Origin of the sequence: Paramesorhizobium salinisoli (assembly GCF_003335045.1) — a bacterium.
Taxonomy (GTDB): Bacteria; Pseudomonadota; Alphaproteobacteria; order Rhizobiales; family Rhizobiaceae; genus Paramesorhizobium; species Paramesorhizobium salinisoli.
Genome location: NZ_QOZG01000002.1, coordinates 78,160 through 90,799, shown reverse-complemented (window position 1 = coordinate 90,799; position 12,640 = coordinate 78,160). Strand labels below are relative to the sequence as shown.

At 61.6% G+C, this 12,640-nt stretch carries 10 protein-coding genes; 3 read left to right on the top strand and 7 right to left on the bottom strand.

The features are described from left to right. Nucleotides 1–77: 77 nt before the first annotated feature. Both DUT91_RS03990 and folD read left to right on the top strand, forming a co-directional pair. Nucleotides 78–2,312, top strand: coding sequence for a GumC family protein (locus DUT91_RS03990; protein ID WP_114439104.1), 2,235 nt, complete (start codon nt 78–80; stop codon nt 2,310–2,312). A gap of 100 nt (nt 2,313–2,412) precedes the next feature. Next, complete coding sequence (gene folD / locus DUT91_RS03985) at nt 2,413–3,312, top strand: bifunctional methylenetetrahydrofolate dehydrogenase/methenyltetrahydrofolate cyclohydrolase FolD (protein ID WP_114439103.1); 900 nt, start codon at nt 2,413–2,415, stop codon at nt 3,310–3,312. Between the two features lie 135 nt (nt 3,313–3,447). On the opposite strand, the gene edd is transcribed toward folD, so the two are convergent. The 3 genes from edd to zwf are packed head-to-tail and all read right to left on the bottom strand — an operon-like array spanning nt 3,448 to nt 7,466. Then, on the bottom strand, nt 3,448–5,262 hold the full coding sequence (gene edd, locus DUT91_RS03980) for a phosphogluconate dehydratase (protein ID WP_114439102.1): 1,815 nt from the start codon (nt 5,260–5,262) through the stop codon (nt 3,448–3,450). A 9-nt stretch (nt 5,263–5,271) separates the two neighbouring features. Continuing rightward, nucleotides 5,272–5,970, bottom strand: a complete 699-nt coding sequence (gene pgl / locus DUT91_RS03975; RefSeq protein ID WP_114439613.1) for a 6-phosphogluconolactonase — start codon at nt 5,968–5,970, stop codon at nt 5,272–5,274. A gap of 20 nt (nt 5,971–5,990) precedes the next feature. Continuing rightward, a complete protein-coding gene (gene zwf / locus DUT91_RS03970) occupies nt 5,991–7,466 on the bottom strand; it encodes a glucose-6-phosphate dehydrogenase (protein ID WP_114439101.1) in 1,476 nt (491 codons plus the stop codon). Between the two features lie 232 nt (nt 7,467–7,698). Between zwf and DUT91_RS03965 the strand changes: the two genes are divergently transcribed. After that, entirely contained in the window at nt 7,699–8,448 is a 750-nt protein-coding gene (locus DUT91_RS03965; protein ID WP_114439100.1) for an SDR family oxidoreductase, read from the top strand. Nucleotide 8,449: 1 nt separating this feature from the next. On the opposite strand, the gene DUT91_RS03960 is transcribed toward DUT91_RS03965, so the two are convergent. The 4 genes from DUT91_RS03960 to DUT91_RS03945 all read right to left on the bottom strand — a co-directional run bounded on the left by DUT91_RS03960 (nt 8,450) and on the right by DUT91_RS03945 (nt 12,581). Beyond that, nucleotides 8,450–8,842 (bottom strand): GFA family protein, encoded by a 393-nt coding sequence (locus DUT91_RS03960; protein ID WP_114439099.1) that lies wholly within the window; start codon nt 8,840–8,842, stop codon nt 8,450–8,452. Between the two features lie 85 nt (nt 8,843–8,927). Further along, nucleotides 8,928–10,214 carry an NAD(P)/FAD-dependent oxidoreductase gene (locus DUT91_RS03955; protein WP_114439098.1) on the bottom strand — a complete coding sequence of 429 codons (1,287 nt, stop codon included), beginning with the start codon at nt 10,212–10,214 and terminating at the stop codon, nt 8,928–8,930. A 157-nt stretch (nt 10,215–10,371) separates the two neighbouring features. Next, nucleotides 10,372–11,010, bottom strand: a complete 639-nt coding sequence (locus tag DUT91_RS03950) for a LysE family translocator (protein WP_114439097.1) — start codon at nt 11,008–11,010, stop codon at nt 10,372–10,374. Between the two features lie 137 nt (nt 11,011–11,147). Next, nucleotides 11,148–12,581 carry a glutamine synthetase family protein gene (locus DUT91_RS03945; RefSeq protein ID WP_114439096.1) on the bottom strand — a complete coding sequence of 478 codons (1,434 nt, stop codon included), beginning with the start codon at nt 12,579–12,581 and terminating at the stop codon, nt 11,148–11,150. Between the last annotated feature and the right edge of the window lie 59 nt (nt 12,582–12,640).

The following is a 12,640-nucleotide window of genomic DNA, read 5'->3' as shown; positions in this document are numbered from 1 at the left end:
TTCCATGCATATTTAGTTTGGCTTAACCAACGAAAATGTTGCGTTTTTATGGTGCGTTCGAAGATGGGCGATAACGGATGACTGGTCTGGAAGACGAACAGAAGAAGCGGGCTTCGAGGCCGCTTTTGTCTTTTGCAGGCAAGCCCGATCCGGAAGGATCACGGGAAGGCCGGGGAGCGCCTGTCTCCGATCCGCGCGCGGATATCGATGCCGAGCGCCATCGTCTGGCTCATGCGAAACGAATGGCGGAGCTCGAACGCCGCCTCCAGGAAGCGGAAGAGAAAGACGAGCCGACGCATTCGCCGGATGCCGATCGGGGTGATGCTGCCGCCGAACCTGACCAGGAAATGCGTATCCGTGAGGAGATGGCTGCCGTCGAGGCTGATTTGCGCGCGAGGCTTGAGACTGGCGAAAGCCGCCTTTCACCGCCTGCTCCCGCTGCGACATCACAGTCCGCCGGAGAACGAAATACCGGTCACCATCGCTCCGAATCCGCGCGCGACGACCAAGGGGCGAGCCGCGAATATCAGGCCCGCGAATATCAAGACCGCGAACATCACGATGATGAATGGAAGCCGCTCGTTGACCCGCGGGCGGTTTTCGATGCCCTTCGCCGTTCCAGAAATCTCATTTTGGCGATGGCGGTTCTCGGCACTTTGTTGGGCGTCGCCTATGCGTTGTCGAGCCCGAAGATGTATGTGTCGAGCGTCGACCTTCTCGTCGATCCCCGGGAAATCCAGGGGGTAGGCCGCGATCTGACGCCGGACCAGCTTCCGACCGATGCGTCGCTGGCGATAGCCGAAAGCCAGGCCCGCATCATCAATTCGAGCAGTGTCCTGAGCAAGGTCATCGACCGCGCCGGGCTGGCCAGGGATCCCGAATTTAACGGATCGCTAAAGCCGAGCGGCATAGCCGGCTTTGTTGCCGCGATCAGGAACATGATGTCCGGAAATGGCGCGGAAGACGCGACGGAACTGGAAACCAGGGTTCTCAACAATCTTTACAAGAGCCTGACCATTGTCCGCGACCCGAAGAGCTTTGTCTTCTCGATTTCCGTGAAGACACGCAATCCGGAGAAGTCCGCCTATATCGCAAACACCATCAGCCAGGTCTTTCAGGAACAACTCGGCTCGATCCAGTCCGATGCCGTCAAGCGCACCACGGAGAGCTTGTCCGGGCGTCTGGCCGATATGCGATCAGGCGTCGAAAAAGCCGAAAGTGCGGTTGAGAAATTCCGCGCCGAGCATGATCTGGTCGATGTCCAGGGCAGGCTTATTGGCGATGACGAGATCACCAGTCTCAATAATCAGCTAAGCGCAGCACGCGCTGAAACCATCCGGCTGAACGCGCGCGCCCAGTCGCTGAGAGGGACGACGGCCGATAGCCTGTTTACCAGCGGTCTTCCGGAGGGGCTGAATTCCGGCGCCATCACCGCTTTGCGCTCGCAATATGCCGCGGCGAGGCAGCAGGCGGATGGGTTGGCGACCAAGCTCGGCCCACGCCATCCCCAGCTGATCCAGCTTCAGTCGCAGGCGGAAGGATTGCGCCGGGAGGTCGAAGCGGAACTCACCCGCATCCGTTCGTCCATCCAGGTCGATCTGAGGCGCTCCGTACAACAGGAGCAGGATTTGGCGGCGCGCATGGCGCAATTGAAGGTCAGGCACGCCGGAAGCAACGAGGATCTGGTCAAATTGCGGGAACTGGAGCGCAACGCAAACGCCCAGCGCTCCGTCTATGAGGCTTTCCTGCTGCGCACGCGCGAAACCAGGGAGCAGGGCGGCCTCGACACCGCCATCATCCGCGTGATTTCCGAAGCGCGCCCTGCGCTTGAGCCGGCAGGTCCGTCGCGCCGCAACATCGTGCTGGTAGGCCTCCTGCTCGGGCTTTTCGCAGGCCTCGGCATTGCCGTTCTGCGCGGTATCTATGCGAGCCTCGTCGGTGGGGGCTCTGACCGGCCTTATGATCGCGATTATCAATCCTCCGATTTCGATCCGCAGCCGCCCACCCCGACCGGGGGCGGCAACCCGCCACGCCGGCAATCTTTGCCGGAGCGTGACCCACAGCCTGCGCCAGGAGAATCGCGCCTTGCGGCGGCCATGAGGCAGGCAAGGGAAGGCCGCGCCGCGGATGAAACGGACGCCACGCTGGCCTACGACGACAGTTCATCTGCTCTGTCTGACGATCTCGTGGCGTCAAATGAAAACCGGCTGATACCGTTCCCGCATCTCCAGCGTGCAGAGGTCGATGAACTCCGCGATGCGATCGCCGATATCCGCATCGCCATGGCGCGATACGCCACGCAACGCCGTTAAGACGCACCTGTCCCGTCCGAGGTCGCTTTTGGTTATTGTCATGCGGGCGTCAGCCGATTATTGCGACGTGCATGATGGCGGCTAACCACGGGAGTTTCCAATGACCCAAGTGATTGACGGCAAGCTCATTGCCGAAGACGTCCTGACCGGGGTGAAGAAAGCGACATCCGAGCTTGTCGCGACCACGGGCATCATACCCGGTATCGCCGTTGTCATTGTCGGCGAGGATCCCGCAAGTCAGGTCTATGTCGCTTCCAAGGGGCGCAAGGCCCGGGAATGCGGCTTTCATTCCGTGCAGCATACGCTCGACGAAACGACCTCCGAGGAAGATCTCGTGGCGCTCGTCGAAAGCCTCAATGCCGATGAGGCAATCCATGGTATTCTCGTCCAACTCCCGCTTCCGAAGCATATCGACGCCGCCCGTATCATCCAGACGATTTCGCCCGATAAGGATGTCGACGGCTTCAATTTTATCAATGTCGGCAAGATCGGCACTGGCGAGGTCGAAACGGCCTTCGTTCCCTGCACGCCGGCCGGCTCGATGATCATGATCGAGCGCATCCATGGGCGCGACCTGTCGGGGCTGAACGCCGTGGTCGTCGGCCGTTCCAACATCGTTGGTAAACCGATGGCCAATCTGCTCCTGGCTGCGAACGCAACCGTGACGATCGCCCATAGCCGCACGAAAGACCTACCCGCGCTTTGCCGCACCGCCGATATTCTGGTTGCCGCCGTCGGCCGTCCCCAGATGGTGAAGGGCGACTGGGTGAAGCCGGGCGCCACCGTCATAGATGTCGGCATCAACCGCATCCCCGCGCCCGAGAAAGGCGAGGGCAAAACGCGCCTCGTCGGCGATGTGGACTATCCTGAAGCCGCGAAAGTGGCCGGTGCGATCACGCCGGTTCCGGGCGGCGTCGGCCCGATGACCATCGCCATGCTGATGGCCAACACCCTCAAGTCCGCCTATCGCACGGCGGGGAAGCCCGTGCCGCGGTTTTAGAGCGATTCGTGTTGGAATCGGGGTCGCTTCAAATCTGACCCGCTAGTGGGGTGGCAATGTTCCGGAATGGGTCCTCTGGGTTGACCCGAGGACCCATTCCGGAACATCGTCATCCCCAGCAGTAGCCACTTTAATTCAAAACACCGATGCCCCCTGATCCGCCCGTCCCGCGAACTGGCGGAAGGCGGCGAACAATTCCCGGCCCGTGCCGAACGCGTTGGCGGAAAGATCGGGCTTGTCCGGATCCCTGCCGGCAAGTTCGGCCGCGGTGACCAATACCTCGAGCGTTCCCGCAATGGCGTCGAGCCGGATCATATCGCCGTCCCTGATCCTGCCGATCGGCCCACCGTCGAGCGCCTCCGGCGTGACATGGATGGCGGACGGCACTTTTCCCGAAGCACCCGACATGCGTCCATCGGTAACCAGCGCGACCCGCTGCCCGCGATCCTGCAGGATGCCGAGAACCGTGGTCAGCTTGTGCAACTCAGGCATGCCGTTCGCCTTGGGCCCCTGAAAGCGGACCACGGCGACAAAATCACTGGCGAGCTTGCCCGCCTTGAAGGCGTCATACAGAGCGGCCTGGCTGTCGAAGACGAGGGCAGGGGCCTCAATGACATGACGCTCCGGTTTGACGGCGGAGATCTTGATAATTGCATTGCCGAGATTGCCGGTGAGAATCCTAATGCCGCCCGTCGGCTGGAAAGCATGTGTGGCGGACGCCAGGACCTTGTCGTCGCCGCTCTTCTCCGGCGCCGGCCGCCGTTGCACGCCGCCAGCCTCGTTGAGCATCGGTTCGATCGCATAAGGCCTTAAGCCTTCCCCCCAGACGGTGCGCACATCCTCATGCAGAAGGCCGTTGTCGAGCAATTCGCGGATCAGGAAGCCCATGCCGCCCGCCGCGTGGAAATGGTTCACGTCGGCAAGTCCGTTCGGGTAGACGCGGGCGAGAAGCGGCACCGCGTCGGAAATCTCCGCGATATCGCGCCATGTCAGCTTGATGCCTGCCGCCGCCGCCATGGCGATCAGATGGATCGTATGGTTGGTCGAACCGCCGGTGGCGTTGAGGCCGACGACGCCATTGACGAAGGAGCGCTCGTCGATCATCTCGCCCACCGGCGTATATTCATTGCCGAGCGCAGTGATGGCGAGTGCGCGCTTCGCCGCTTCCTTCGTCAGCGCGTCACGCAGCGGCGTGCCCGGATTGACGAAGGATGCGCCCGGCAGGTGCAGGCCCATGATCTCCATCAGCATCTGGTTGGAATTGGCTGTGCCGTAGAACGTGCAGGTCCCCGGCCCATGATAGGATTTCGATTCCGCTTCGAGAAGTTCGGCCCGCCCGACCTTGCCTTCCGCATAGAGCTGGCGGGTGCGTGCCTTCTCGTCGTTCGGCAGGCCGGTGGTCATCGGCCCCGCCGGAACGAAGACCGCTGGTAGATGCCCGAAGGTTAGCGCGCCGATCATCAGCCCCGGCACGATCTTATCGCAGACGCCGAGATAGACCGCGGCATCGAACATGTCGTGCGACAGGCCGACCGCCGTCGCCATCGCGATCACGTCGCGCGAGAAGAGCGACAGTTCCATGCCGGCAAAGCCCTGCGTGACGCCGTCGCACATGGCGGGCACGCCACCGGCGACTTGCGCCACCCCGCCTGCCTCGCGCGCGGCCTGCTTGATGAGCTGCGGAAAGGTTTCGTAGGGCTGATGCGCCGACAGCATGTCATTATAGGAGGTGATGATGCCGAGATTGGGCACTACGTCCCCGGCCAGATCGGCCTTTTCAGAGGGACCGCAGGCGGCGAAGCCGTGGGCGAGATTGCCGCAGCCGAGGAATGAGCGTGCCGGCTTGCGCGCCGCCGCTTGCCGCACCCGGTCCAGATAGACCTCGCGCGTCGGCTTCGAGCGCTCGCGGATGCGATCGGTGATTTCCAGAATGCGCTTGTCGGCGGACATGGTCTTCTCCTAATTCGCCCAGAACACATGCACGGGCGTCTGCGCGTGGTTGAGCACGGCGCGTATCGGCATTTCCGTTTCCTCGCCCTCCTGCATGGCGCGGGCGAGCACCTCCCGCTTGGCCGCACCTTCGATATGCAGGACGATGAACCGGGCTTCCGCGATCACCGGCAGCGTGAGCGTCAGGCGCGGCTCGCCGGCGCCTTCCGCCAGCATCGGCAGGACCAGCGCCTTACTCTCGGGATCGATCGCCTGATCGAGCCTGTCGCCTCCGGGGAAGAACGACGCCGTATGCCCATCCGTTCCCATGCCGAGAACGACAACATCGAAGGGCCTGGAAAGCGCGTCGATACGGTTCGCCGCGGCGATGGCAGCCGTTTCGGCCACCAGCGCCGGATTGTAGAGGCCGACGAATTTGGCTTGCGCCGCATTGTCCTTCAGGAGATGCGTATGCACCAGCCTTTCATTGGAGCGTTCGCTTTCAGGCGAAACGAACCGTTCGTCCACCAGCGTCACGGTCACGCCGCTCCAGTCTATATCCTGCTGCGACAGCGCTTCGAACAATGCGATCGGCGTCGTGCCGCCGGAAACGGCGAGCACTGCCTGGCCGTTGGCCTTGATGCCATCGGTCAGGCACGCCGCGATCTGCGCGGAAAGCGCCTCCGCCAGATCGCGGCTGCTGGCAAAGTCATGCCATTCCACCGCCATGGCCGCCTTGTTGTCCCCGCTCATATGCTGTCGTGCCAGGTGCGGCCATCGCGCTCGATAAGCGCGATGGCGCCGGATGGCCCCCATGTGCCGGCGGTGTAGCCTTGCACCGGCTGCCCGCTATCGTCCCAACCCTCGAGGATCGGATCGATCCAGCGCCACGCCGCCTCGACCTCGTCGCGGCGCATGAACAGCGTCTGGTTACCGCGCACCACATCCATGATCAGCCGCTCATAGGCATCCGGATTGCGCTCGTTGAAGGATTCGGCGAAGCTCATGTCCAGCGGCACATGGCGCAGGCGCATGCCGCCCGGGCCCGGATCCTTGATCATCATCCACTGCTTGACGCCTTCGTCCGGCTGCAGGCGGATGACCAACTGATTGGCGATGACGCGGCCCGCACCTTCGCCGAAGATCGAATGCGGGATCGGCTTGAACGTCACGACGATCTCGGAAACGCGGGTGGCGAGCCTCTTGCCGGTGCGCAGGTAGAACGGCACGCCCGCCCAGCGCCAATTGGCGATCTCCGCCTTGATGGCGACGAAGGTTTCGGTGTTGCTGGTATGCCCGTCCAGTTCGTCGAGATAGCCCTTGACCGGGCCGCCTGCCGAAGCGCCCGCGCGATACTGGCCGCGCACGGTGCGTTCCTCGACATTGGAACTCGTGATCGGCTGCAGCGAACGCAGCACCTTCACCTTCTCGTCATGAACGGCATCGGCCTCCAGAGAAGAGGGCGGCTCCATGGCGACCAGGCAGAGCAATTGCAGGATATGGTTCTGCACCATGTCACGCAGCGCGCCCGCCTTGTCGTAATAGTCAGCGCGACCTTCAAGGCCGACGGCTTCCGCCACGGTGATCTGCACATGGTCGATATGGGCCGAATTCCATAAAGGTTCATAGAGCGCGTTGGCGAAACGCAGCGCCATCAGGTTCTGCACCGTCTCCTTGCCGAGGTAGTGGTCGATGCGGAACGTCTGCTCCTCACGGAAGACGCTGCCGATCGTGTCGTTGAGGGCTGTCGCCGACTTCAGATCGCGTCCGATCGGCTTTTCCACGATGATGCGCGTGTCTGGCGTGATAAGGCCGTAGGTATCGAGATGGCTGGCGATATCGCCGAAAAGCGATGGGCTGACGGCCAGGTAAAAGGCGCGGATAGGCTCCGGCCTCTTTTCGATAAGCGCCTTCAGCGCATCCCAACCCGTTTCGGTCTTCACATCCACGGCGACATAGGAAAGCCGGGCAACGAAGGCCTCGACCTCCTTCTCATCGACTTCCTCCGCCTTGACGTGCTCTTTGATGGCGGCGCGGGCGAAGGATCGGTATTCCTCGTCGCTCATGGCCGAGCGTGACGCGCCGATGACGCGTGTCGGTTCGCTCAATTGGCCGGCGCGCTGGCGCTGATAGAGCGCGGGAATCAGCTTGCGCTCCGCTAGGTCGCCGGTGCCGCCGAAAACGATACAGTCGAAGGGGGCTACCGGTATGATCTGGCTGGTCATGGGTAAGTCTCTTCCATTGGACGGTGGGAGATGCTCCATCTCGGGAGCGGGATATAATCTAATCGATTTAAAGGCGCCAGTATCATTTGAGTGATCGTGGCTCTATGACGCGGATGGGGGGAGGCATCCGGTAAATTTCCTCTCTGCGCATGACAAATCACCTCTGTCTGCATATGTGGCAGGTTACGAGGAGTTGAGGTGATTTCAAGGAATTCCCGATAAGGAAATACGAATGGGACGTTTAAGTGAAAAGACTGCCATCATCACCGGCGCAGGTTCGGGCTTCGGCGCGGGCATCGCGAAACGCTTTGCGGAGGAAGGCGCCAATGTCGTCGTCGCCGACATCAATCTCAAGCGCGCCGAGGATGTTGCTGCCGCAATAGGCGAGGCGGCCATTCCAGTTCACGCCGATGTCTCGCGCAAGGACGATATCGACAGCCTGGTCGCATCGGCGATGCAACGTTTCGGCCGTATCGACATCATGGTCAACAATGCCGGTTTTACCCACCGCAACATGCCACTCACCGAGGTGAGCGAGGACAATTTCGACCTGATCTTCGCCGTCAACATGAAGGCACTTTATTTCTCAACGCTCGCCGTCGTGCCGATCATGGAGGGGCAGGGCGGCGGCTCGATCATCAACACCGCTTCCACGACGGCGCTGCGCCCGCGCGAGGGGCTGACCTGGTACAACGCCTCCAAGGGATGGGTGCTGAGCGCGACGAAATCGATGGCGCTTGAACTGGCACCGAAGAATATCCGCGCCAATTGCCTCTGCCCGGTCGAAGGCGACACCGAGATGCTGAAGCTCCTCCTGGACGAGGATACGCCGCAACACCGCGCCGCCGTGAAGGAATCGATCCCGCTCGGCCAGTTTTCCACCCCGCGCGATATCGCCAACGCCGCACTTTGGCTTGCCTCCGATGGGTCGTCCTTCGTCACGGGGACGGCGCTGGAGGTCGATGGCGGTTACAGCGTTTGACCTACTCCTCGAAACGGCCAACAGCATCGCGGTCTCGGTCGTATCGCCTCGTAAGCGGAAACGGCGGTAACCAGGACTCGCGACGGACGGTCCAGAGTTCGTAGGTTGGCGTCAACTGGTCAGGGGCATCCAGGGATCCCAGGTTTATTTCGATTTCGTCTGCGGTCCGTCCGAAAACGGACGAGCCGCAGCGGGGACAGAAAAACCGCCCGGCGTAGTCGCGCGTTTCGCCCTCGATCGTCACCGCCTCCTGGGGGAATATCGCGGAAGCGTGAAAAAGCGCCCCATGATGCTTGCGGCAGTCGAGACAGTGGCAAAGGCCGACCCGGTATGGGGCGCCCGACGCCACGATCCGGACATTGCCGCACAGGCAGCCGCCGGTGAATCGGTCCATGCTGTGTCTCCTCAAAATCAAGCGGGGGCTGAATGTTTACCGCCGGCAGCACCTTCATGGCAATTGCGCGCTGGAAAGGCGCCGTCTAAATCCTGTCGGCCAACGCGTACCAGGAGAGCGCCAGGAAGAGCAGCGGCGCGCGGAGACTGCGTCCGCCGGGGAAGGGCGGGATGCGCAGGTCCTCGAAGAGCTTCAGCCGGTCCCGGTTGCCCGCGACGGTTTCCGCATAGAGCTTGCCCATGAAATTGGCGAGCATCACGCCATGGCCGGAATAGCCCCCGGCCGAGATGACATTGGGCATGACTTCGCGCACGAACGGCGTGCGCGGCATGGTGATGCCGACCGAGCCGCCCCATGCATGGGTGATCTCGATATCGGCGAGTGCCGGATAGATCTCGGCGATCTGCCGGCGGATATGGCTGCTGATATCGCTGGGATTGTCGGCGGTATAGGCTTCGCGTCCGCCAAACAGGAGCCGCCCGTCGTTCAGGCGACGGAAATAGCGCACGACGAAACGTGAATCGTCGACGGATTCACCGCCCGGCAGTACGGAGCTGTCCTTGCCGAGCGGCACAGTGGCGCCGATGAAGGAGCGGATCGGCATGATATGCGCGGCGCTGACGGGCTCCAGCGAGCCGCCATAGGCATTGACCGCGATCAGCCCCTTCGCCGCCGTCACCACGCCCCTGGCGGTGGTCACCGTGACGCGGCCGTTTTCCGAGCTGATACCGGTCGCCGCGGAATTCTCGAAGAGATGCGCCCCCGCCTTCGCCGCCGCCCTGGCAGTTCCCACGAGCAGCTTCAGCGGGTGGATATGGCCTGTGCCCTTGTCATATATGCCGCCGTAATAGCGCTTCGAGCCAAGCCGTTCCGCCGTCTCCTCCGCATCCATGAAGCGAATGTCCGGATAGTCGAAGCGCGACGCCATGAGCTCGGCATACGCCTGGTAGTGCTTGAGATAGCGGGGCTTGTGCACCACCGACATCTGGCCCGCCATATAGTCGGCATCGATCCCGTGCGTTTCGGTAAATTGCAGGAGATGGGCCTTGGCCTCCTCGGCAATGTCGAATAGCGCCTTGGCGCGGGTGAAGCCGAGCTCGGCCTCCATCTCCACCGCGGAGGCGCGCTGGCCGGTATTGAGCTGGCCGCCATTGCGGCCCGATGCCCCGTCGCCGAACCGCGCTGCATCGAGCAGCACGACATCCACGCCGGCCGCAGCCAGATGATAGGCGGCGGAAAGTCCGGTATAGCCGCCGCCGACAATGACCACATCTGCCTGCCGCGAGCCGTCGAGCGCCGGATATTGCGGCCGTTCGCCTACGCTTGCCTCATACCAGGAAAAGCCGGGGGAGATCGGGGATTGATAGGACACTGGAAGCTCCGCTTTAAGGGAGTGGGCATCGGGAACAGGGAAATATGTAAGGTTCGGAAAGTTTGCTGATAAGGAGCCTTAAAGCAAGTTCGGGAAAAATGCGAAGCGGCTTTCCGCCCAAACCTCTGAGCCATGAGTGGCCGTTTTCAATGGCCTGCTAAGTTTTTGCCGTCAGCAATTTAAAGCTTGCGAAACAAAAGAATGCACCGAGACTGACCTGGATCCACCTGCGTCCGCGACGATACGCAGTGATCATCGGCTGGGTCGAGAAGACCACCGCGTAGACCTGATGTCCGACGGCGGAAATCAGGATCGTACCAAAAACAATAGCGAGACCCACCCAAAGCGGCGCGTTGGCATCGAGCCCGAGCGACATGATGGCAATCCAGGAGAAAGCGGTCTTGGGGTTGGTCATCTGGATGGTCAATCCACGCAGGAAAAATGCCCGTAGATCCTTGGCGCCCCTGAATGTTCGCGCTATTGGCTCGGTTGCCTGCGCGGCCGATCGAAAAGCCTTGATGGCGAGCCACAGGAGATAGACGCCGCCGGCAATCTTGATTGCGACCAGCACTGCGGCATACGCGGCTATCACGGCGATCAGCCCCGCCCAGGCCATCAGCGCCCATAGGAACGACCCGCTCGATATACCCCAGGCCAAGGCTTTGCCCTGCCGCCGTCCTTCCCCCATCGAGGTGCCCATCACCGCCAGAACATTGGGGCCGGGACTCAGAATGCTAAGCCCACAAATGGTGTATGCCAGCAAGAGGTCTGGCAGGTAATGGATGATGGCTTCCATCGGTGCTGTCCTCCCGGCGGCGGTCTCCTGCTCGCCTACTGCATAATTCCTTGAATCGGAATCGATTTTGGGATAAAATTATGCGGCATTTCAAAGTGTTAGAGCGTCCTTGCGCTTCCAATAGGACGCGCGGCGCTCTAGACGTTAAGCAAAAGAAACTCGCGCTCCCAGGGACTGATCACTTCCATGAATGTCTCGAACTCCGCCCGTTTGATCGCGGCATAGGTGGTGACGAAGGCGTCGCCCAGGATTTCCCGCAGTTCCGCGTCATCCTCGAAGAGCGATGCCGCTTCGATCAGCCCGCGTGGCAATTCGATCTCATTGTCATTGACGGTGGTTGAGGCCGGCTGGTCCGGTTTGATCTTGTTCATGATGCCGATGAGGCCGCATGCCAGCGATGCGGCCAGCGCCAGATAGGGATTGGCGTCGGAGGAGGGAATGCGGTTTTCGACGCGCCGCGACGATGGATCGGAGCGCGGCACGCGGAAAGCCGTCGTCCTGTTGTCGTAGCCCCATTTGACGTTGACCGGGGCGGAGGCGGCCTTGGTCAGCCGTCGATAGGAATTCACATAAGGCGCGAACATCACGAGCGCATTCGGCACATGCTTCTGCATCCCGCCGATGAAATGGTGGAAAGCGTCGCTCTCGCTGCCGTCCTCATTGGTGAAGATGTTTCGCCCCGTCTTCTTGTTGAGGATGGACTGGTGGATATGCATCGCCGACCCCGGCTGTCCCTGGATGGGCTTCGCCATGAAGGTCGCATACATCTCGTGCTTCAGCGCCGCCTCGCGGATGGTGCGCTTGAACATGAACACCTGGTCGGCCAATTCCACCGGATCGCCATGACGCAGGTTGATCTCGAGCTGTCCCGCGCCTTCTTCATGGATGAGCGTATCGATCTCCAGTCCCTGGCCTTCGGAGAAATGATAGATGTCGTCGATCAGCTCGTCGAACTCGTTGACGCCGGCAATCGAATAGCCCTGGCCGCCGCCGATGGCGCGGCCGGAACGCCCTACGGGCGGCGTCAGGGGATAATCGGGATCGGGATTCTTGCGCACCAGGTAGAACTCGATCTCCGGTGCCACGACAGGGCGCAAGCCGAGCTTGTCATATGCGCTGATGACACGACGCAGCACGTTGCGCGGCGTGAATTCGACTATGCGTCCGTCCTGATGGGCGAGATCGCAGATCACCTGCGCCGTGGGATCGCTCTCCCACGGCACGATGGAAAGCGTGGTGAGATCAGGCACGAGCTTCAAATCGCCGTCGTCCTCGGGATAGGCGAAGCCGCCGCCGTCCTCCGGATAACCGCCGGAAATCGTCGCCATGAAAACCGCCGAGGGCAGGGCGAGTGATGTGTTGGAGGTGAACTTCTTCGACGGCATCATCTTGCCGCGCGCCACGCCGGCCTGATCCGGCGTGATGCACTCGATATCCTCGATATCGCGCCAGGCGAGCCATTCCGATGCCTCCCGCCAATCCTTTACACCACGCTGTGATTTCACATAATCAGGCGTCCGGCGGCGCTTTGTCGAGCGCGCCGATTTTTTCACGGGCATATCAGCAGGCATCAATCACCAAAAAATTGTTTCGTGGCACCATGGTATAGCATCGGTCCGAGAATCGGAAT

Excerpts from the sequence above, each read along its gene's own strand:
- DUT91_RS03990 (WP_114439104.1), top strand. The coding sequence starts at position 78 with ATGACTGGTCTGGAAGACGAACAGAAGAAGCGGGCTTCGAGGCCGCTT.
- folD (WP_114439103.1), top strand. The coding sequence starts at position 2,413 with ATGACCCAAGTGATTGACGGCAAGCTCATTGCCGAAGACGTCCTGACC.
- edd (WP_114439102.1), bottom strand. The coding sequence starts at position 5,262 with ATGTCCGCCGACAAGCGCATTCTGGAAATCACCGATCGCATCCGCGAG.
- pgl (WP_114439613.1), bottom strand. The coding sequence starts at position 5,970 with ATGGCGGTGGAATGGCATGACTTTGCCAGCAGCCGCGATCTGGCGGAG.
- zwf (WP_114439101.1), bottom strand. The coding sequence starts at position 7,466 with ATGACCAGCCAGATCATACCGGTAGCCCCCTTCGACTGTATCGTTTTC.
- DUT91_RS03965 (WP_114439100.1), top strand. The coding sequence starts at position 7,699 with ATGGGACGTTTAAGTGAAAAGACTGCCATCATCACCGGCGCAGGTTCG.
- DUT91_RS03960 (WP_114439099.1), bottom strand. The coding sequence starts at position 8,842 with ATGGACCGATTCACCGGCGGCTGCCTGTGCGGCAATGTCCGGATCGTG.
- DUT91_RS03950 (WP_114439097.1), bottom strand. The coding sequence starts at position 11,010 with ATGGAAGCCATCATCCATTACCTGCCAGACCTCTTGCTGGCATACACC.
- DUT91_RS03945 (WP_114439096.1), bottom strand. The coding sequence starts at position 12,581 with ATGCCTGCTGATATGCCCGTGAAAAAATCGGCGCGCTCGACAAAGCGC.